This is a genomic window from Melioribacter sp. Ez-97, from assembly GCF_051488665.1.
In the GTDB taxonomy this organism is placed as follows: domain Bacteria; phylum Bacteroidota; class Ignavibacteria; order Ignavibacteriales; family Melioribacteraceae; genus Melioribacter.
Genome location: NZ_JBPSEG010000004.1, coordinates 213,534 through 233,824, shown reverse-complemented (window position 1 = coordinate 233,824; position 20,291 = coordinate 213,534). Strand labels below are relative to the sequence as shown.

Here is a 20,291-nt window from a genome sequence, read left to right as displayed (position 1 = left end):
ATAGCGACTGATGAATCCGTACATACAAATTTTAATCGGAAGTTTTTTGTTGAGTCTGGCTCACGCGTTGATTCCGAGCCATTGGCTGCCGATTGCAACTATCGGCAAAGCCGAAAAATGGTCGCGGAACGAGACTCTTAAAATTACCGCGGTTACAGGCTTCTCTCACACGTTAAGCACGGTCATTATCGGAATTATTGTGGGGATTGTAGGTTATAAACTCTCGGAATCGTATCATGTGATAACGCATCTCTTCGCTCCGGCGGTGTTAATTTTACTCGGATTGATTTACCTCGCGCTCGAATATCGTCATAAATTCATTAAACATCCTCACAAACATCACCATATCGACGTCGATAATATAATCGAAAAGAAAAAGAGCAAGAAGTCGATTGTAATTACTTTGATGATTGCAATGTTCTTCTCGCCGTGTCTCGAAATCGAAGTATATTATTTGACCGCCGGCAGGCTTGGCTGGACAGGGATTGCCATTGTATCGGTAGTTTATTTCTTCGTTACGGTTTTCTTTATGATGCTGCTCGTTTATCTCGTCGGAAAGGGAATGAGCAAGCTAAAATGGGAATTCCTCGAACATCACGATAAATTAATCACCGGACTTATATTGATTGTAGTGGGACTGCTCGCTTATTTTATCGAATATTAGAGTAAAACGGATTCGGCTTAGAAACCGGTTAATACTTCATTTCAGCAGCGTCAGTTTAATTGTTTTGAAATAATTGCGCGCCTTGAGTCTGCAGAAATACACCGACGAAGCCGAACGATTCAAGTAGTCGATAGAAAGAGTGTATTTGTGTTGTCCCGCAGTCTGGTAACCGTTAACCAGCGTTTTTAATTCCCTGCCGAGTATGTCGTAAATTTTAAGTTCAACAAAAGAATTTTCCGGCAGGTAGTATTCGATAGTTGTCGACGGATTGAACGGGTTGGGATAATTCGCAATGTAATATTCGTTGTTTACAATGTTCTCATTGACTTCGGTAACTACGTTGTCGGCAATCAATCCTGGCAGTATATCGGGAGGATCGAGTTTATGTTTGTATTCGTAAGGGACTTCGTACTCGCATAAATCCGGAGTAATTATCGGGCTGTTGACGGTAATGTTGTTATCGATAAACGCATAACCGGGTTCTGCGCTGTAGTCGGACATTACCGCTTTCCCCACGTTTTCAAAGTAATTGTTCTCAACCCGAACGCACGCGCCCATACGCGTATTGACCGCCGTATTGCAGCCTTTATAATAATTGTTGAAAATGTGAGCTTTTCCGAAGCGAATGCTCGGCAGCCTCGATTCGCAATTATTGAAATAATTGTGGTGAAACGTAACTCGAATTACTGTGTCGGCAATTTGCTGGTCGCCCGAACTGATGAGTATGGTTTTGTAGTGGTCGTGAAAATGGGACCAAGAAACGGTAATGAACGACGACTCGTTTTTAATATCGAGCAGCCCGTCGTAATAATCGACGCCGTGGTTTTTATCGGAAAAAAATTCGCAATGATCGATCCAGATGTTTTGCGACTTGCCGTTAATTTCCAATGCGTCCTGAGGCGCGACGTGCGAAACAGTAATATTCCTTATAATTACGTTCCGCGCGTTGTTTACGGAAAGTTCAATTCCTTTCAGATAGTTTTCCTTTCCGGCGCCGACCAATGTTTTGTCGGAAGTAATTGTAATTGCGTCGTTGCCTTCGAGCTTGCCTTCGAACTCGACATAGTAAGGTTCGGAGCTCCCCAGGTACTTTTTAAGGTCGTCGAGAGTATAAGCTTTAACAGTGTCGCCGAGCGAGCCGCCGGTTAAAGTGAATCTGGTCCCTCTGTCGTCCTGAATTCCGGCATATCCGATAAGATTTGTGTCCTGAGTAACGCCGTCGGGTAAGAACCGCGCCGTAACTTCGACGTTTCTGTCAATCGTAATCGTGAAGACAGAGTCCGCGGAAGTGTGACTTCCCGTCCAGCTGTCGAGGAAATATCCCGGGTTTGAATGAGCCGTTAGCGTTATCCGCGTGCCGGAATCGTAATAATCTTTAACCGGAGCGTACGAAACCGTTCCCCATGCGGAATTGTTCGCGTTGACCTTAACCGTATATGAAGGAGTGCATTCGTCGGGCGCCGCGCCGCCTGCAATTTTGAAGTAATCGTAGTTGCCGAGTCCCTTTTCGGATAACGCCTCGATTCTGATTTTATGGCTCCCGCTTTCGAGATAAACTTTCAGAGTGTCGGACTCGCGCCAGTTTTTCCAGTCGACGGTAGAAGGGAAGTAGATGGTGTCGAGAACAACGGCGCCGTCGATTACGAGCCGCGCATTCCTGTCGTCGCTGCCGCCTACGGCATATCGCCAGGCGAAAGAATATTCTTTGTTTTCAGGAGCGTATATTTGCCAGCTTATGCTTTTGCCGATACCGAAATCGGTGTCGGCAAATCCCTCGCCTGTATAGCCGGCAACGCTGTTGTCGATTTTGCCGTCGACGGAGCAAAATCCGGTTTCGTTTTCCTGTATAATTATTTCCTGCGCATAAATCAGTTGTATGCTGATAAACAAGAGTATCGGAATGAATCTTTTCATGGCCGTACTAATTTATTATCTGACAGTTAAATTTAATCAGACTGCGGAACTATAACAAACAATTAAAATTCCAGACTTATTCCGATAGAAGGCAAAATGCCGATTGACGATTGAGCGTCGACTTCTTTTTTTCTGTCGTCCCATCGGATTTCGTTCGAGCTCTTGTTGTTGTAAATGTTTTGTATGTCCAGATATGTTATAAGAGCAAAATTTTCGAAATGCCATCTTTTGTCGAAACGCAAATCGAGCGAGTGAAACGGCTTGAAACGGACGGAATTGTATTTTTCAACAAGCTGGCTCCCGTCGGGCTCGAACGGAGTATACGGATTGCCCGTGGCAAACCGGAATTTTAAAGACCCTTCGAATGTAGGAGTAAAAATATATCCGCCGCTCAAGTTGATAATCCATTTCTGGTCGTATTTGCCCGGACGTTCGACGCCGTCCAACGCCTTGAAATATGATTCGTTCCAGGTTATGCTCAATATTCCGTAATGAGGAATGTCCGAAGATTTTTTCTGTACTGAAACTTCGACGCCTCTTGCAAAACCTTTGCCGGCGCTTGTAAGCGGTTCGAGCGCAAATGAAGAAAAGTTATCGGCGCTTCCGCTGAATCCTGCGCCCGTGTTCGTAAGTATCAGATAAGGTCTCAATTTGCTTACCGGATAATCGCTATAGAATTTGTAATATGCCTCGGCTCTCAACCGGGTGTCCTCTCTCAGTTTCAATTCGTATCCGGCTATCAATTGATTTGCTCTAATGGCTTTTAAGTTCTTGTTATCTTCCGAGCCTGCCAGCCAGATATAAGAAGGGCTTTGATAGTAAACGCCCGCCGAGAGCGATATTATCTGAGACGGGTCAAGCATGTATGAAACCGAAAAACGCGGCGAGACGTAAAAACCGGAGTTCAAAAAACTGTAATAGTCCGTCCTGAGACCTCCGCTGAATAAAAACATTCCCATGGTTGCAGAGTATTGAAAGTAAGCGGCGTATTTGCCGTACCGTTCGTTCAGGTTAACGCTGCCGACGTTCAATGTGTCGCCGTATGTAGTTTCAAACGGCGGGAAAAAGATATCGGTTTTGAATTTTACCGATTTGACTTCGGCTCCGAAATTGATTTCCGATTTGCCGCTCAATTTATAAACCGCGTCGAACTTGAGAGTATTTTCTCCTTCAATGGAATTATTCAAAAAGATGGGATTTAAGCTCGTATCCCTCTGCGACGCATTGTTGTCGAAAAAATTTCTGCTTAACGAAATATCGTAAAACCCGTTGCCGAAAATATGTCTGTAAGACAAACCCGTTAAATACTGATTTTGATTGGAGCCGAGTATACGAGAGTTTTCGTATATGTCGTCTGCGTTGTTGTTATTGTACTTAACCTTGTCGAAAGCTCCGATAAATAAAAAGCTGAGCGAATTTTGAGCGTCGATTTTGTGATCGTATTTTGCGAGAGCGTCGTAATACTCGGGTACGAAATTAAACCCCGCTGCGTCGAAAATGAAGTCGAGATAACTTCTTCTGGCTGAAACTATAAAACTGGAATTTTCCGATACTGGTCCTTCGATGTCGAGTCCGAATTGAGTGGCTGAAATAGTGGCTTTGCCGCCGATTCTGTCGGAACGTCCTTCTCTCAAATCGATTTTCAAAACGGACGAAATCTTGTCGCCGTTAGCGACTGAAAAACCGCCCGTGGAAAAATTCGTTTCCCTTACAAAATCGAGATTGACATAACTCAACGGTCCTCCGGTGGCGCCCTGGCTTCCGAAATGATTTATGTTTTGAACGGGATATCCGTTTACGAGATATAAATTTTCCGACGGCGCGCCGCCGCGCACTACAAGATCATTTCGTCCGGGACTCGCCTGAGCAATTCCCGGCAGAACGGACAATGCCCTTATTACGTCTTCGAATCCTCCGGGCGCGCGGCGTATCTCTTCGTAACTGAAATTCGCTGCGCTGTTTAATTCGTACGGATCGGCGTCGAAATATCCCGAGCTGACCGTAACGCTTTCTATCTCAATTACTTTTTGATTCAATTCGATCAACAAATCCGCCGGGCGGACGTTTGTAACGATAACTTCGGATTTAATCGCCGGCTCGTAACCGATCGAAGAAGCTTTAATCCGATATCTGCCGGGTTCGAGATTGTTTATTTCGAAATAGCCTTCGATATCGCTTGCGGCGCCTTTGTTTGAGCCGATTACTATTATATTTACCCCGGGCAGAGGCTCTTTTGTGTCTTTGTCGATTACTCGTCCGGTTATTTTTCCGTTTTGAGCGGTTATAACGCCCGCTAACGTAAATATGATCAATAACAACTTTTTCATGTTCGGATTCTCAATTTTTTCAGCTAAACGCCTGCTAATTTAAATAGGTTCCTTTAACTAATGAAGTAATTGCAATTATTTTTTATATTTGCCTGAAAATTAAGCGTTAATACTATGCTTGGCGGGAATTTGGACAAAGACACTCTTAATTATATCAGTAATGATTCGCGCGATTTTTTTATGTGCGTCTGGAAAGAGGGCGAAATTGAATTCTATTCGGATAACGTAGAGTTGATTCTCGGGTATACGGTTGAAGAATTAAAAAGCATGAAAGAAGGCCATCTCTCGCTCGTTTCCGGCGACGATTCGGAATATTTGAGAAACCGGCTGCTCGAGTTCGACGGCGATTCTTCGATGAATAAACTGGAAATCGAATACAAAGCGATCGCAAAAAACGGTTCTACGCTTTATCTGAAAGAGATAATCAAATCGGCAAGAGACAACGAAGGAAATATTATCCGCCGCGACTGCATTGCGTTTAACGTTACGGAATTGAAAAAACGGGAAGCGGAGCTCTCCTCCGAAAACAGAAAATTAAAAGAAATCAACGAGAACAAGGACAAATTCATTTCGATAATTTCGCACGACTTGAAATCTCCTTTTACTACGCTTCTGGGTTTTTCCGAAATCCTTTTGAACGAAAAAGACTTACCCGAAGAAGAAAAGAATGAATATATTCAATATATCTACGAAGCTTCCAAGAGCGAACTGAATCTGATCAATTGCCTGCTCGACTGGTCGAGGCTTCAGACGGGAAGAGTAAAAGTGGAAGCCTCCAGACTGAACGTGAGGACAACTATAGCAAATGCAGTAGCCACTCTTACGGGCGACGCCGTAAGAAAAGATATTTCGATTCAAATTGACATTCCGCATAATCTGTATATGTTCGCCGACGAACGGCTTATATCGCAGGCGGTCGTAATACTCGTCAGCAATGCCATTAAATATTCCCACAAGGGCAAAGAAGTTAATATTACCGCCCAACGCTTCAAGGAGGGCATGATCGAAATAGTGGTTAAAGACGAGGGACTCGGCATATCCGAAGAGAATCAGACCAAACTGTTCCGTATCGACCAGAAATTTGCGCTTGCCGGCACAGAAGGCGAAAAAGGAAGCGGACTCGGTCTAACTTTAATGAAAGAAATAATCGATAAACATAACGGCAAAGTCTGGCTCTATTCCGAAGAAGGAAAAGGCAGCGAATTCCACTTTACCGTGCCGGAAGCTAAATATCTGATACTCCTGGTTGAAAACAATCAGGAAGATATAGCCGCCATTACGCAGTTAATTAACGAAAACCTGCCTCATTTCGAAATAAAACTCGTTAAGAACGGCTACGACGTTATAAAATTTCTAAAACAACAAATACCGGCGGTTATTGTCGCCAATCACGAAATGCCTTTGATGAAGGGATTCCAATTGGTCGAAGCCGTTTACAAACACGACGCGCATAAAAATATTCCGTTTATTATTCTTATGAACGATCATGACGACGATAACGCCAAAAAATATATGAAGCAGGGAGTATTCAAAGTTCTTATTAAACCTCTGGAACCGGAAGTATTCAAGAATACCATTAAAGATTCATTATTTCTGTGAGGGTGTAAAATGATAGATAGAGACACGCGTAAAAAATATTGGTTTGCTCTCTATACAAAACCGAGACACGAATTCAAAGCGCAGCAGCAGCTTCACGAACTCTATATAGAGCATTATCTGCCGGTTATTGAAGTAGTGCGAAAATGGAGCGACCGTAAAAAAGTTATTAAAGAGCCTCTCTTCCGCGGGTATATTTTTATAAAAGCGGACGAAAAAGAACGGCTGACCGCTTTGCACCAGCCTTCGATTGTCAAAACAATTTGCAGCGAAGGCAAGCCCTCGATTATTCCCGAATGGCAGATCGATAATATCAAAATACTGCTGCAGGAAAAACCCGAAGTCTTTGTGTCCGAAAAACTTGAAATAGGAACAAAAGTTAAAATAATCGAAGGACCTTTTACGGGAATTATCGGACAGGTAACTCAGTATAACAACGAAAAGTGGCTCTCGGTAAGCGTAGACCTGCTCAAACGTTCGATTCTTTTGAAGCTGCCGGCTAACTGCGTGGTCAAACAGGTATAGATATGGAAATTAAAAAGATAAGCGAAGTAAACATTAACGAAGAGTTTATTGCGTTTTTGCTTGTTTCCAAGGTCGAGGTTAAAACCAAGAAAAACGGCGAGCCTTATCTTTCCCTGGAACTAAAAGACAAAGCTTTGACATTTCCGGCTGTGATGTGGGAGAATTTTGAAGATGTTAAGAACGAGCTGGAACCGGGAAGAATTATTAAAATTCAAGGGACGCTCTTGGAATACAACGGCGGAATTCAAATTAAAATTTCGAGGTTGAGAGTAGCTAATGAAACCGACGGAATAAAACTCGAAGATTTTCTGCCCGTATCGAAAAGACCGCTCGATGAAATGCTCGACGAATTCGACCGGGTAACCAATTCGATTAGTAATGTGTATTTGAAAAAGTTAATCGATTCGGTATTCGACGGACAACTCAAAGAGCGTTTTATAATGACGCCCGCGGGCAAATCGTGGCATCACGCATATCTTCACGGCTTGCTCGAACACACGCTCGAAATTGTAAAAATTTGCGACCTCGTAGCGACTTTTCATCCGGAAATAAATCGCGATCTCCTGATTGCCGGCGCATTGCTTCACGATATCGGCAAAACCGAAGAACTCGACTACAAGAAAGCCTTCGGATATACGGATAAAGGCAGTCTGCTGGGACATATTACAATAGCGGCAATCGAAGTCGAAAAAGCAATCGATAAAATCGAAGGCTTTCCGGAAGAATTGAAGAATCAAACGCTCCATTTGATATTGAGTCATCAGGGGAAACTCGAGTTTGCGTCGCCCGTGGTTCCCAAAACGCTCGAAGCAATCGTATTGTATCACGCCGACGAATTGAGCGCAAAGGCTAACGCTTATAAAAACGCAATTATAGCCGAGAGCGAGGGCGATAAAAAGTGGACCAAATATATTTATCTGGCAGAAACAAATCTTTATATTCCGGAAGATTTTCAAAAAAGCGAATCGAAAGAGGGCGAATTTAGAGAGGAAGAAAATCATCCATAAAAACAGGCGGGGTTGTTATGAAAAAACTAAATATCGTATTCATCTTTTTATTTCTGCCGTTCTTTACTCTGAAAGCTCAAACTTTCGGCGAACTCATTTCGGAAGGCGATTCATTCTACAAAAAGTTTGACAATCAAAGAGCGCTCGAGTTCTACAAAAAAGCCGAAAAACTGGAGCCGGGAAATTACGAAGCGCTCTGGCGAATCAGCAGGGCTTATGTCGATATCGGTGAGCATATGCCTTCGAGCACCGACGAGCAAAAAGACGAACAACTCAAAACATACCAAAAAGCGCTCGAATATGCCGAAAAAGCAGTCAAAGCCGCTCCCGATAAATCCGTTACATATTTAAGAAGAGCGATAGCAAACGGCAGAATCGCTCTCTACAAAGGAGTCTTTTCGGTTGCTTCCGTTGTAAATTCCGTCAAAGCCGATCTCGAAAAGGCTATCGAATTGGGCAACGGGGGGAACGATATCCAGGCAATCGCTCATTATGTTTTGGCTCGCACTCACGCCAAGACGAGCGAAAAATGGAAACCCGCCCGTTCCGTGCTGGGTCTCGGCTGGGCGGATAACGAAATTGCAATCAAAGAATATAAAAAAGCAATCGAACTCAAACCGGATTTCGTAATGTTTTATGTCGATTACGCTCATTCGTTAATTCGCGAAGACGACTATGAAACTGCGCGAAAGATGTTGAAAAAAGCTCTCGAAAGCCCTGTCGAGGACGAAGACGACCCTGTCAGAAAACAGGAAGCGAAGGAATTGCTGGAGGAAATTAAAGACGAATAATATGAAACGCGAAGAATTGAAAGTAGAGTTTGTCGAAAAATTAAGGAATGCGGAAAAACTTGTTTTTTTTACCGGAGCCGGAATTTCAGCCGAAAGCGGTATTGCCACCTTCCGCGGTCAGGACGGCATCTGGAATAAAATGAAACCCGAAGAGCTGGCAAATTTCGACGCTTTTTTAAGAAATCCGAAACTGGTCTGGGACTGGTACAAACACCGTCAGGAAATAATTTCGAACACAAAACCGAATCCGGCGCACCTGGCTATAGCAAAACTGGAAGAATATTACGACGTTACGGTAGTTACTCAGAATATCGATAACCTTCACAGAAGAGCCGGGTCGTCTAAAATTTTCGAACTTCACGGGAATATCGAGCGTAATTATTGTATAGAATGCAAAACTTTTTACAATTCGCCTGAATTGGAATTCCGCGGAGGAATTCCAAAATGCGAAAGATGCGGCGGTTTGATTCGCCCGGATGTAGTCTGGTTCGGAGAAATGCTGCCGCAGGATCAATTTACCGGAGGAGAGCAGGCTGCCGCTTTGAGCGATATCTGTTTTATTGTAGGTACGTCTGCCGTAGTTTATCCCGCCGCCTACATTCCTTTTACGGCACGAGAATCGGGCTCGTATCTGGTGGAAATAAATATTGAACCGACGGAAATAAGCAGGGTGGTGAACTATTCGATTTACGAAAAAGCGGGTACGGCTCTTCCGGTTATTGCAGAAGTAGCGCGAGAAATCAAATCATCTCAAACTTAATTCGTCCTCGGCGTAACTGTTTTCCGTTTCGAGCACCCGGACTTTCACTTTTTTGATGTTTTCGGGAAGTCCGGCTTTTTTTATTCTGTCGAGCAGATAGAGACAAATATTTTCCGCGGTAGAATCGAAATCGACAACGACGGTTTTAGTTTCGAGCGATTTCAAAATGTTCATCAGCTCCGCGTCCTTCGAGCAGACCATAAACGAATGATCCATCTCTTCGATTATCGGGTCGATAATCCTTTTTAATTCGTAATAGTCGAGTACCATGCCGTTTTCGTCCGGCGTGCCGTCAATTTCAACCATGCACCGGTATGTGTGCCCGTGAAGATTTTTGCATTTCCCTTTATGAAAGGGAAGACGATGTCCCATCTCCCATTTGAATTCTTTTGCTATTTTCATCATACACCTTTGGTTTCGGGTTTCCAGATATATTTATGCATTTGCAACTGAAAACGAACGTTCAACTTGTCTTCCAGTATCCAGTTAACCAGCGTAACGGGTTCTAGTTTCCCGAATACGACGGAAAAAAGGACGCCGCACTTTTTGTCGAGTTCGAATTCTTTTATTTTGTTCAGACTCCACTCGTAGTCGTTGCGGTCTCCGATAACGAATTTAACTTCGTCGCCCGGTTTAAGGAATTCGACGTTTTCGTACCGGTTTTTCTTTTCCATTTTGCTGGAAGGGCATTTCAAATCCATTATGATCATAACGCGCTTGTCGACGTTGTCGATCGGAAGACTTCCGCCGGTTTCGAGCATCACTTCATATCCCGCGTCGCATAAAGATTTCATTAAATCGAGCGATTCTTTTTGAACGAGCGGTTCGCCGCCTGTTATCTCTACCAATTTGCATCCGTACCCGCCCACTTTTTCGAGAATTTCTTCTTTGCTCATGTCAATGCCGTCGTAAAAAGCATACTCGGTATCGCAGTAAGAACACCTCAGATTGCAATAAGTGAGACGCACAAAAACGCAGGGTAGACCGGCTTTGGAGCTCTCGCCCTGGATCGAATAATATATTTCGTTAACTTTCAGCATAATCGCTATTTTTGTGAACGCCAAAAATAATAATATCCCGTGTCAGATTAAAGCTTGAACCCGGAGTTGATTTAGAATAAAAAAGACAATATATTTACAGACGTTTTTTAATAAAATCAGGAAATCAGATTAATGGCTCATCATAAGTCGGCAATTAAGAGAATACGTCAGACAGAGACGAGAACAAAAAGAAATAAAGCGGCTCTTTCAAAAGTAAAAACATTGATTAAGAAAGTCTATTCTTCCGAGGATAAAGAAACGGCTGAAAAGAATTTGAAAGCCGCAGTTTCGGCGCTCGACAAAGAATCGGCAAAAGGAAGAATTCATAAGAACAACGCTTCGCGCAAGAAAGCCGCTCTCACAAAACACGTCAATAAATTGGCAGCCAAAGCAGAATAATCTTAGCGTATTAGATTTTTAACCGGAGCCCGCATACTACATGCGGGCTTTTTTGTCTTCAATTGCTTCGGCTCCTTCCGTCTCGGGAATATAAAACCTGACCTTAAATAGAGAACCGTCGGCGTTCGGATTCTTTACTTTTTTGTTGATTAATACGGAATGTTCTATTAGAAGATTATCGTCGATTTCCGAACCGAAAATATAAGTAGTTCCTTTAACCGTAACATTGTTTCCGATAATCGCGGGCGAATCGTCGCTGCCGGTTATTCGCACGCCCGATTCGACGGCGCAGTTGTTCCCGATTTTAACCTGTCCTCTTATGACGTCGTTCCAATATATTTTAGTGTTGTCTCCGATCGTTATCGTTTGATTTTCAAAACACGACAGGTGCGCTCCGTCGTGAATGATTATATTCCTGCCAAGTTCTACGCAGCCGGAAAGGTGGCAGTTTTTATTGAATTTGACGTTATAATTCGGTTTTACCCCTTTCCCCAGATACGCTCCTTTACCTATTTCGATATCGAGGGGCTCGCCGTTTTTGTCCATCTCGATTATGTATTCGATCACCCCGTCGTCGATAAAAAAGTCTTCCGGGTCGTGAATCATTACGATGTCTTTCAATTTATCGTAAGCGAGTTCCCGCGCAATATTGTCCATTTCGCGAAGAACGGATTTGTTGTTGAAGCCCATCAGAGCGTATTGTCTTTCGGGCGTAACCGCCGAAACTTTGTATCCGTTTTTATTAAACAAAGCAATCAGGTCGGTCAAATAAATTTCCTTCTGGGCGTTGTCGCTCGAGATTTTATTAATTAATTCCGACAAGGGTTTGAACCGGAATGCAAAAACGCCGCTGTTGAATTCTCTGATTTCGAGAAGTTCTTTTTTCGTAAACGAATAGTTTTTCCCTTTGTAATTTGTTACGTACGGCTCCGTATCGCTCAAGCTGAGAATGTCTTTGTACTCGATTATTTCGATAACGTTGCCCAGGTCGTCGCCCGGAGGAGCTCCTTCAGCGACTTTTTCTTTAACGCGCACTATTCTGCCGTAATAATTATTCCCGGTATCGCCTTCGTACATTCCGGTCAATACCATCATGTCGGAGGAAGATTCGAGGAATCTGTTTCTGAAAAATTCGACGGTTTCGGCGTCTATCAATCCCATGTCTCCGGGAAAAATAAAAACAGTCCCGTCGTATTTCGCAGGGTCGATTTTTTCGAGTGCAGTTTGAACCGCATGCCCGGTGCCGCGCTGAACTTCCTGATAAGCATAAATCAACGATTGCCTTTTGCCGACTGTTTTGATTACGTCGTCGGCTTTTATGCCTACAACAAGAATCGTGTTGGCGTTTTGAAGTCCTTTATTGCACGCGTTGTAAACGCGTTCGACTGTCGGAACTTCCCAGATTTTATGGAGCATTTTCGAAACCTTGGACTTTATTCTTTTGCCGTGCCCCGCGGCAAGTATTATTGCGGTTTCATTTTTTGCATAATCGAACGAGTCCGAGTACTCTTCCGTTAATTTTTTATAGCCGTTATTTCCGGACATAGGGAACCCCCTGATTAATCAATTTTTTAATTTTCAATTTATGAAAATAGTAAAAACTATCGAAGGAGTTAATTTCTTTTACTATTTTTGTGTTTGATTTTGCAATCCATTTTCACGGGGTATTTATGAAAAAATTACTGGCAATTTTACTCTTCTGTTTTATGATTTCAAACGCTCACGCTCAAAAAGAGGGATTCGGAATCGGAATAATGATCGGCGAGCCGACGGGCATTAACGGCAAGTACTGGCTTACTCAAACGACCGCCGTAGACGGCGGAATAGCTTATTCGTTTGCCAAAGAGCATACTGCAGTTTCGCTCCACGCGGATTATCTTTACCATATTGACGACGTATTCGAATCGAGATATTCGATTCCTTTTTATTACGGATTCGGATTCAGAATGAGATTTGTCGACGGTGATAAAAATTCTTTCGGAGCCAGAGGAGTCGCCGGACTTGTATTCCAGAGCGACAAAATTCCAATCGATCTTTTCTTCGAATTCGTGCCGGTCTTCAATCTTTTTCCGTCCACCAGTCTGGGTCTGGATCTTGCAATCGGCGGACGTTATTACTTGAATTGATCATGCCGTTTAGATTTATTGAACATACGGCGGATGCAGCCGCGGAAATAACGGGAAAATCTATAACCGGGATTTTCCTTTCCGCATTCGATGCATGGAAAGAAACGGTAGCCGGAAAAGAAAAAAGCCATGCTGTAGAAAAAAAAGAAATTGAGCTTTCCGCGCCGTCTTACGAAGTATTGCTCGTCGAATTCCTTAGCGAATTGAATTATCTCCTTTTTACAAAAAAATGGCTTTGCGTTAAAATTCCGATACTCGATATAATAACCGGAGACGACGGACTAAAATTAATAGCTTCGCTTGAAGGCGGCGCCATCGATCCGACGTCAATTAAAATAGAAATCAAAGCCGTTACTTTTCACAATCTTGAAATCGTAAAAGAAGGCGATATTTATAAAACCGTTATAGTCTTCGATATCTGAAAAATTTTTGCGTTTAATTTCCGAAACAAAAAAGTAAATTGATCAAAAAATCGCGAGAGAGGGCGCGTAAAAATTAAGAATCAAAGAGGAGGGGAAATTAACCCCACCTCTTCGGCGATTCGGCTTCCGGAAGTCCAGAAACGTACGATCGAACTTCGTTCAAATCAGCGGTAGCCAGCGCAATCGAAGTATCGGCCGCGCCGTAATAGATATAAAGAGTATTATCGTCCGCATACCAGCCGCAGGGGAAAACGACATTGTCCACGTCGCCTTTGGTTTCGTAAGGTTCAAGGGGACCGAAAATCCATTCGTCGCTCCTTTTTAATATTTTGGTGGGATTCTCTTTGTCGAGCAGCAGGAGTCCCAATCTGTAGATTGCGCCGCTGGCAGTTTTTTTGACGCCGTGATACATAACGAGCCAGCCTTCGGGAATCAAAAGCGGCGGCGGCGAAAGCCCTATTTTATTTGCGTCCCACCATGCGCCTTCGCGCGCTTTAACCAGTATTCGATGCTCGCCCCAATGGATTAAATCGGGCGAAAACGAAATCCACATATGAGCCGCCGATTGAGGCGTCGAAATTATAGGACGATGAATCATTGCCCATCTGTTATTGAATTTAACGGGAAAGAGGGCGGCGTCTTTGTCTTCCGGCGGCAGAACCGCCCCGTATTTTTCAAAAGTTTTGAAGTCCTCCGTCAAAGCCAGAGAAACCAACGGTCCGCCGTGCGAGTATGCGGTATACGTAACGGCGTATTTTTTCAGTTCGTCAATATATGTAATTCTCGGGTCTTCGATTCCCCATATCTCTTCGGGAAATTTATCGGGTTCCGGCAGAATTGTCGGCTTCTCGTCGATTTTCCAATTCGTTATGCCGTCTTTGCTGCGGGCTACGGTCAGATGCGAAATTCCCCTCATGTCTTCCACGCGCATAAGCAGGAGAATTTCGTCGCCTGCTTTTGTAACGCCGCAGTTGAAGACAGAATTTGCCTCATACGGCAAATCGTTAACCGTAATAATCGGATTGCCGGAATAGCGTTTGAACAATTCTTTTCTGGAATTACCCATAGCAGAACTCCTTTTTAATTGTGAAAAGAATTAACGCTTTCGAATGTTTTAATCATATTTTCAATTCTGTAAATTTCTGCTAACGATAAGAGGAACGACAGAGTCGATTCTGCGCCCTGGTTTAGATTAATTCTGTCGACATGCAGAGCGTCGTAGCAGCCGCCGGAATTCGGGTCGTAGAGCGGCAGACCAAGATCGTTCCTGCCGAGGAACCACTCGAAACTCGTCTTCGCCATATCGTACCAATACTCGTCGCCCGTAATACGATAAGCGTCGACGCAAGCCGAAACCGCGTCGTATGCGGACACAGGCTGCTGATCGAAATTGGCTTTCTTGCCGCCTTTCGGATACCAGCCTTCGGAACCGACCGGTCTGAAGTAACCCTTTTCTTTGGTCTGAACTTCCATAAGCCATTTAAGGGATTCAAGTCCGATATTCAGCGCATCCGCATTGTTCATGGCATGACCGCTCAAAATCAAAGCCTGGGAAAGCCGGGCATTGTCGTATGCCAGTATATTTTCGAACCATTTCCAATTATCGTCTGCGCAATTTTTATAAAGGGCAACGAGCTTATCCGTAAGGACTTCCCGAATGTTAAGCACCAATCTGTCGCCGCTCATTTTATTCAAATAATCGTTAATGCCGAGGAGGGCGAAAGCCCACGCTCGAGGCGACGTAAGTTCGGTGATTGAATTGACCGAGTCATTGAACAACTGATGCGCCCAAACTTTGAAATTGTTTTTAGTCGACCTGCCGACGCATGCGCCGAGAGCCCAGATAGTTCTGCCCTGAGCGTCGTCCGAGCCAACTTCTTCGAGCCATCTGCGGCTGAAATCCATAAAATTCCTGAAACGCCTTTTTTCGGGATTGTAAGCGTAATTGATGAAAGACGCGTAACTCGACGCAAGCGAATATATCTGATCGTCCGCTATGCCGAGTTCATCGAGCAATACTGTCAGCAGAAACGCTCTCGAATTATCGTCGAGACAGTATCCGTCTTCGAAACGAGGAAAAGTATAACGGGCATGCTGGAAAATTCCCGTACTGTCAGTCAAATTCTTAAGGTGATTTAAATTAAACGCCGGCAGTTCCATCCTCTTTTCGCTCAATGTCTTGACGGGAAAATATCCGTTCGATTTAATAGCCCGTTGTCTTCTTGCCTTCTGGAACGAATTAAGGTAGTGATGCGCAATATTGCTCCATACCATTTCGCGACCGAGCATATACGCCCGTTTCCGGATCGAATGACGCAGAGTTTCGTCTTCGAGCAATTTGATTATTTCGTTTGCAATCGCTTCGTGATCCGCAAAGGGAACCAGGATGCCTCGACCGTCGGCCAATAATTCCTCTGCGTGCCAGTAAGGCGTTGAAATCACCGCTTTACCGCATCCGAACGAATAGGAAAGCGTTCCTGATGTAATTTGGGCTTTGTTCAAATAAGGCGTTATATAAATATCGGCGGCTCCGATAAATTCCTTGAGTTCCTCGGCGTCGACGAACCGGTTGTAAAAAATCACATTGTTTTTTATGCCGAGGTCGTGAGCAAGGCGTTCAAGACTCATTCTGTAGGACTCGCCCTGTTCTTTAATTATGTTCGGATGAGTGGCTCCCAATACAATATAAACCAGATTCGGAAACTTCGAAATTACTTTGGGCAGCGCTTTCAAGACGTGTTCAATTCCTTTACCCGGAGAGAGAAGTCCGAATGTAAGCAATACGTATTTGCCTTCGACGCCGAAACGGTCTTTATAAAAATTCGGATCGACAAACGGCATATCGGGTATTCCGTGAGGAATCAAATCGATTTTATCTTCCGGCGCTTTGTAGATTTCTTTCAAAAACTTTTTTCCTTTTTCTGTCATCGTTACAAGGCGCGAAGAATAAGCGATCAACTCGTCCATAACTCGCCGCTGGTCGGGATTCGGTTCGGGAAGGATTGTATGCAGCGTAGTAACCACCGGCATTTTCAGACTCCGGATTAAAGCAAGGACGTGACTGCCGGCATTGCCGCCGAAAATACCGAATTCATGTTGCACCGATACGACGTCCACATTGTTATAATTCAAAAAATCCGCTGCCTTTTGATACGTGTCGATATCCTGTTTGATTATTTCGAAACGGACTTCCGGCGGATAATCGAATTTTTGACCTCTATCGGTAATCGCGGCGACGAATGTTTCCGCGTGAGGATGCTGCTCGGAAACCGAATTGTATAAATCGTAAGTGAAGGTTGCTATTCCGCACTGACGCGGGAGATAATTTCCTACAAATGCTATTTTGTTGATATTATGCTGTCCCAACATAAGCTACTCCTCTCTTTATGGTTGATCGAATCGAAAAGAAATTTGAAATGTCGGAATTTTCTAAAATCGACGGGCTGATAAGGTTCCCGGAAAATCTCCATTAAAATTTAAATTATATGCGATCTTTTCTTCAATTAAAAAAAAGCGAATGAAATCCGATAATAAAACCGGATAACAATAAAAATATTTAATCGATAAATGCGGATAAATCTCATCAGGGTAGTTTATTATGGATAAAAACATCAAAATTCTCCTCGTAGAAGACGCCGGCGTAATGCGGCAGATGGAAATCAAAACATTAAATTCACTCGGATATACAAATATAGTCGAAGCGGAAAACGGAGTCGACGCGGTCGATTATCTGAAAGATAATCCCGAAATCGACCTGATAATAAGCGATTGGAACATGCCCGAGATGGACGGATTCGAGCTTTTGAAGTGGGTAAGAGGAAATCAGCCGACGGCTGCCATTCCGTTTTTGATGGCTACCGGCAGAGGCGAAAAAAAGGAAGTTGAAAAAGCAAACGAAGCCGGCGTAAGCAGTTTTATTTCCAAGCCTTTCAACAAAGACGAATTGCAGGAAAAAATAAACGAAGCTTTCGGAATTAAAACCGAAAGCAACGCCGACAAAAAGAAAGAACCCAGAATTACGAGCGGCGGCAAGGTGCGAATCAAAGCGATTCATATTCAAATTACCGATCACCTTACGCTCGGCGTTATGAAACATTTAATTAAAAAAGGCGAGCTGAATCCAAAGCATTTCGAATTGGAAACCGAGTGTATGCCCTCGTGGAATACGGTTGCAAAAGCGCTCGAAGACGGCTCCGCCGACGTCGCTTTTATTCTGGCTCCCCTTGCGATGGATTTGTACAATTACGGAGTTCCTCTCAGACTCGTATTGTTTGCTCATAAAAACGGCAGCTGTTGCGTAAGAAATAAAACCGGCGGAGACGACAGTCACGGCGCCGATTTCTTCCGCGGTAAATCTTTCTACATTCCTCATACGATGTCGATTCATAATATGCTGGGTCATATCTTTTTCAGAAATATCGGATTGAATCCGGGCGTAACGGGCCAAAAAGGGGTCGACGTCGAATTCGAAGTGGTTGCGCCGATTAAAATGCCGGAATTCCTTGCGGGCAATCCGGACGCAAGCGGATATCTGGTAGCCGAGCCGCTCGGCACAAAAGCTATCGCATCGGGAATAGCCGAGCTTCAATTCCTCTCGAGCGAGCTGTGGGAAAATCATCCCTGCTGCGTTGTGGCATTCCAGGAAGAGTTGATAAATAATTATCCCGACGCAGTCAAAGAATTTACGGAAATGCTCGTTTATAGCGGCAAATTTATCGAGCAGAAACCTTCGATGGCGGCGGAAATTGCCGTCGATTTTCTCGACCCGAAAAAAGAACTCGGTTTGAAAGTCCCGATTCTCAAAAACGTATTGACCGAGCCGAAAGGCATCAAAACAAACAATCTCTACCCGGTTGTTCAGGACCTCGATTTTATTCAGCGTTATATGCACGACAAAATGGGCATCGGCTCGATTATCGATCTGAATAAATTCGTGGACAAGCGTTTTGCCGACCAGGTTTGCAGCGAAAGCGACAAATCGGCGGCAAAAAGTTATGTAAGCGAAATCGACCTTGCCTCTAAGGCAAAAGCTCTGCTCGAAAAGAGCGATTCCGACGGAAGAGATAGTAAAACCAAAGCGGTCTTGAATATGGAAGGTAAATATCTCCGTTTCTCGCTCGGCAACGAGCATTACGGCATTGAGATTCTGAAAATCATAGAAATTATACGTCTTATTCCGATTACTCCTGTTCCCAACACTTCGCCCTATGTGAAAGGCGTAATTAATTTGAGAGGCAATATAGTTCCGGTAATCGATTTGAGATTAAAACTCAATATGCCCGAAAAAGAATACGACGACAAGACGAGAATTGTAATCGTAGAAGACGAAGTGGACGGTCTGCTTATAAGAGTCGGTTTGATAGTCGAGGAGGTGGAAGCAGTCTACGACGTCAAAGCTTCGGAAATCGAAAATGCGCCCGACTTCGGCAACAGCGACAGCGACGAGTATATAATGGCGCTGGCTAAAACCGAATCGGCTATCTTTATTCTGCTCAATATGGGAGTTATCCTGAAACCGGAGAAATATCAAAAAGCGGGATAAAGGGTGTGATCCGGACAATAATTAATAGCGCGTACCGAAATTTCGTTTGTTAATTAATAATCGAGTGGCTATATTTCCGCCGACTATTTCTTTAGGGCGTTTAAGAGGAGCGGGGCGGAAATTGCTGCCGGAAGATAAATTAGAGAACCTGCGGGCATATTTTATAGGTAGTTCGGAAAAGAGACTCAACAGGCGTGAACTGAGCGAGTTCGTCGCCATTACAAAATCGATAATCGTTTCCTATTTGATAAATACTAAATCGAATTTTATTTACCTCTCCGCTCGTAACGGTCTCGATATAACGGATGTAGCTATAGACATAATGGGAGATTTGTTTATTCAGGACGAATCGGGTTATCTTGTTAATATAAATTCTTTTATTAACATTCTGGATGACAGTATATATGAAATAGAAGGCGAGAAATTATTTTTTGCATATCAGAGTTTTTTAAGAAGAGTTTCAGATGCATATATAGCCAGGGTATATGCCGAATTGGACCCTACCGGATTTAAGATAAAAAGAAATATAAAAGATACTTTGCCTACCGAGAATTTAGCCTTGAGAAAGTCGATTAGGGGCTCGGAAATTTATGTCATAGGTTCTGAAGATTACGATAAATTACCTTATGCAGGGTTTGATAGACTTAAAGCGGTTTTCTTGTCTCAAATCGGTAAAAATCATACAACAAGAGATTTGCTGAATATTTTATATCAAACCGTTATGCAGCTCGACTGCAGAAAAGAAATACTATTAAACGACGCTGTATTGTTGTTTAAAGAATATTATGAAATGGGGCTTGAATCCGTCCGCCTGGAAGACGATATATTCGATATTAACGGAGTATTGAACGACTACGAAATTATTCAATTGAAAAATCTTATTTTGAACGAAATTAAAAGCAAAATATTGATTGATTACTACGCAAAGAGTAAATTAACGGAAAAACAGTCCAGAGGACTATACGAAGCGGTTAACGATATCTTGCACGATTTTATAGCTCACGGAGGCAATAACTTGTCGTATTACGATTATTTGAAAAAATATATCGATATTGACAAGTCGGAATATAATCTTAGATACAAATCTAAAATCGAGTATATGATAAAATTGCTGAAAGAAAAATGCAGGTATTATCTTTTTTCAGACGAATAATTACGCAGCGATATTGTTTCATCTA

The 20,291-nt window shown here is 43.3% G+C and carries 18 protein-coding genes; 11 read left to right on the top strand and 7 right to left on the bottom strand.

The window, feature by feature from the left end:
• Positions 1 to 10 precede the first annotated feature (10 nt).
• Complete coding sequence (locus tag ACSSWA_RS07385) at positions 11 to 664, top strand: hypothetical protein (protein ID WP_437355920.1); 654 nt, start codon at positions 11 to 13, stop codon at positions 662 to 664.
• Between the two features lie 36 nt (positions 665 to 700).
• On the opposite strand, the gene ACSSWA_RS07380 is transcribed toward ACSSWA_RS07385, so the two are convergent.
• Both ACSSWA_RS07380 and ACSSWA_RS07375 read right to left on the bottom strand, forming a co-directional pair.
• On the bottom strand, positions 701 to 2,578 hold the full coding sequence (locus ACSSWA_RS07380; RefSeq protein WP_437355919.1) for an InlB B-repeat-containing protein: 1,878 nt from the start codon (positions 2,576 to 2,578) through the stop codon (positions 701 to 703).
• Positions 2,579 to 2,640: 62 nt separating this feature from the next.
• On the bottom strand, positions 2,641 to 4,905 hold the full coding sequence (locus ACSSWA_RS07375) for a TonB-dependent receptor (RefSeq protein ID WP_437355918.1): 2,265 nt from the start codon (positions 4,903 to 4,905) through the stop codon (positions 2,641 to 2,643).
• Between the two features lie 114 nt (positions 4,906 to 5,019).
• On the opposite strand from ACSSWA_RS07375, the gene ACSSWA_RS07370 reads away from it, so the two are divergent.
• From ACSSWA_RS07370 to ACSSWA_RS07350, 5 genes are read left to right on the top strand one after another with little or no spacing between them, the layout of a single operon-like run.
• Positions 5,020 to 6,504 (top strand): ATP-binding protein, encoded by a 1,485-nt coding sequence (locus tag ACSSWA_RS07370; RefSeq protein ID WP_437355917.1) that lies wholly within the window; start codon positions 5,020 to 5,022, stop codon positions 6,502 to 6,504.
• Positions 6,505 to 6,513: 9 nt separating this feature from the next.
• Positions 6,514 to 7,026: a UpxY family transcription antiterminator gene (locus ACSSWA_RS07365; RefSeq protein WP_437355916.1), complete on the top strand. Its 513-nt coding sequence runs from the start codon at positions 6,514 to 6,516 to the stop codon at positions 7,024 to 7,026.
• A 2-nt stretch (positions 7,027 to 7,028) separates the two neighbouring features.
• A complete protein-coding gene (locus ACSSWA_RS07360) occupies positions 7,029 to 8,033 on the top strand; it encodes a 3'-5' exoribonuclease YhaM family protein (protein ID WP_437355915.1) in 1,005 nt (334 codons plus the stop codon).
• Between the two features lie 17 nt (positions 8,034 to 8,050).
• Positions 8,051 to 8,824 (top strand): tetratricopeptide repeat protein, encoded by a 774-nt coding sequence (locus ACSSWA_RS07355; RefSeq protein ID WP_437355914.1) that lies wholly within the window; start codon positions 8,051 to 8,053, stop codon positions 8,822 to 8,824.
• 1 nt (position 8,825) lies between these two features.
• Entirely contained in the window at positions 8,826 to 9,584 is a 759-nt protein-coding gene (locus tag ACSSWA_RS07350) for an SIR2 family NAD-dependent protein deacylase (protein WP_437355913.1), read from the top strand.
• On the opposite strand, the gene ACSSWA_RS07345 is transcribed toward ACSSWA_RS07350, so the two are convergent.
• Both ACSSWA_RS07345 and queE read right to left on the bottom strand, forming a co-directional pair.
• On the bottom strand, positions 9,570 to 9,989 hold the full coding sequence (locus ACSSWA_RS07345; RefSeq protein ID WP_437355912.1) for a 6-pyruvoyl trahydropterin synthase family protein: 420 nt from the start codon (positions 9,987 to 9,989) through the stop codon (positions 9,570 to 9,572). The two genes, ACSSWA_RS07350 and ACSSWA_RS07345, sit on opposite strands and share 15 nt — an antisense overlap.
• Positions 9,986 to 10,624 carry a 7-carboxy-7-deazaguanine synthase QueE gene (queE, locus tag ACSSWA_RS07340; protein WP_437355931.1) on the bottom strand — a complete coding sequence of 213 codons (639 nt, stop codon included), beginning with the start codon at positions 10,622 to 10,624 and terminating at the stop codon, positions 9,986 to 9,988. The genes ACSSWA_RS07345 and queE overlap by 4 nt, the downstream gene beginning before the upstream one ends.
• A gap of 132 nt (positions 10,625 to 10,756) precedes the next feature.
• Between queE and rpsT the strand changes: the two genes are divergently transcribed.
• A complete protein-coding gene (rpsT, locus tag ACSSWA_RS07335) occupies positions 10,757 to 11,023 on the top strand; it encodes a 30S ribosomal protein S20 (protein WP_422880759.1) in 267 nt (88 codons plus the stop codon).
• A gap of 36 nt (positions 11,024 to 11,059) precedes the next feature.
• Here rpsT and ACSSWA_RS07330 read toward each other — a convergent pair whose 3' ends face one another.
• A complete protein-coding gene (locus tag ACSSWA_RS07330) occupies positions 11,060 to 12,568 on the bottom strand; it encodes an NTP transferase domain-containing protein (protein WP_437355911.1) in 1,509 nt (502 codons plus the stop codon).
• A gap of 125 nt (positions 12,569 to 12,693) precedes the next feature.
• Here ACSSWA_RS07330 and ACSSWA_RS07325 point away from each other — a divergent pair, with 125 nt between their 5' ends.
• Both ACSSWA_RS07325 and ACSSWA_RS07320 read left to right on the top strand, forming a co-directional pair.
• Complete coding sequence (locus ACSSWA_RS07325; protein WP_437355910.1) at positions 12,694 to 13,149, top strand: hypothetical protein; 456 nt, start codon at positions 12,694 to 12,696, stop codon at positions 13,147 to 13,149.
• A 2-nt stretch (positions 13,150 to 13,151) separates the two neighbouring features.
• Positions 13,152 to 13,571 carry an archease gene (locus tag ACSSWA_RS07320; protein WP_437355909.1) on the top strand — a complete coding sequence of 140 codons (420 nt, stop codon included), beginning with the start codon at positions 13,152 to 13,154 and terminating at the stop codon, positions 13,569 to 13,571.
• A gap of 97 nt (positions 13,572 to 13,668) precedes the next feature.
• Here the strand turns inward: ACSSWA_RS07320 and ACSSWA_RS07315 are convergent, their stop codons facing one another.
• Both ACSSWA_RS07315 and ACSSWA_RS07310 read right to left on the bottom strand, forming a co-directional pair.
• Complete coding sequence (locus ACSSWA_RS07315) at positions 13,669 to 14,637, bottom strand: glycosidase (protein ID WP_437355908.1); 969 nt, start codon at positions 14,635 to 14,637, stop codon at positions 13,669 to 13,671.
• 14 nt (positions 14,638 to 14,651) lie between these two features.
• Positions 14,652 to 16,940, bottom strand: a complete 2,289-nt coding sequence (locus tag ACSSWA_RS07310; protein ID WP_437355907.1) for a glycosyltransferase family 4 protein — start codon at positions 16,938 to 16,940, stop codon at positions 14,652 to 14,654.
• Positions 16,941 to 17,169: 229 nt separating this feature from the next.
• Between ACSSWA_RS07310 and ACSSWA_RS07305 the strand changes: the two genes are divergently transcribed.
• Entirely contained in the window at positions 17,170 to 19,113 is a 1,944-nt protein-coding gene (locus tag ACSSWA_RS07305) for a chemotaxis protein CheW (protein WP_437355906.1), read from the top strand.
• A 121-nt stretch (positions 19,114 to 19,234) separates the two neighbouring features.
• Complete coding sequence (locus tag ACSSWA_RS07300; RefSeq protein WP_437355905.1) at positions 19,235 to 20,266, top strand: hypothetical protein; 1,032 nt, start codon at positions 19,235 to 19,237, stop codon at positions 20,264 to 20,266.
• Positions 20,267 to 20,291 lie beyond the last annotated feature (25 nt).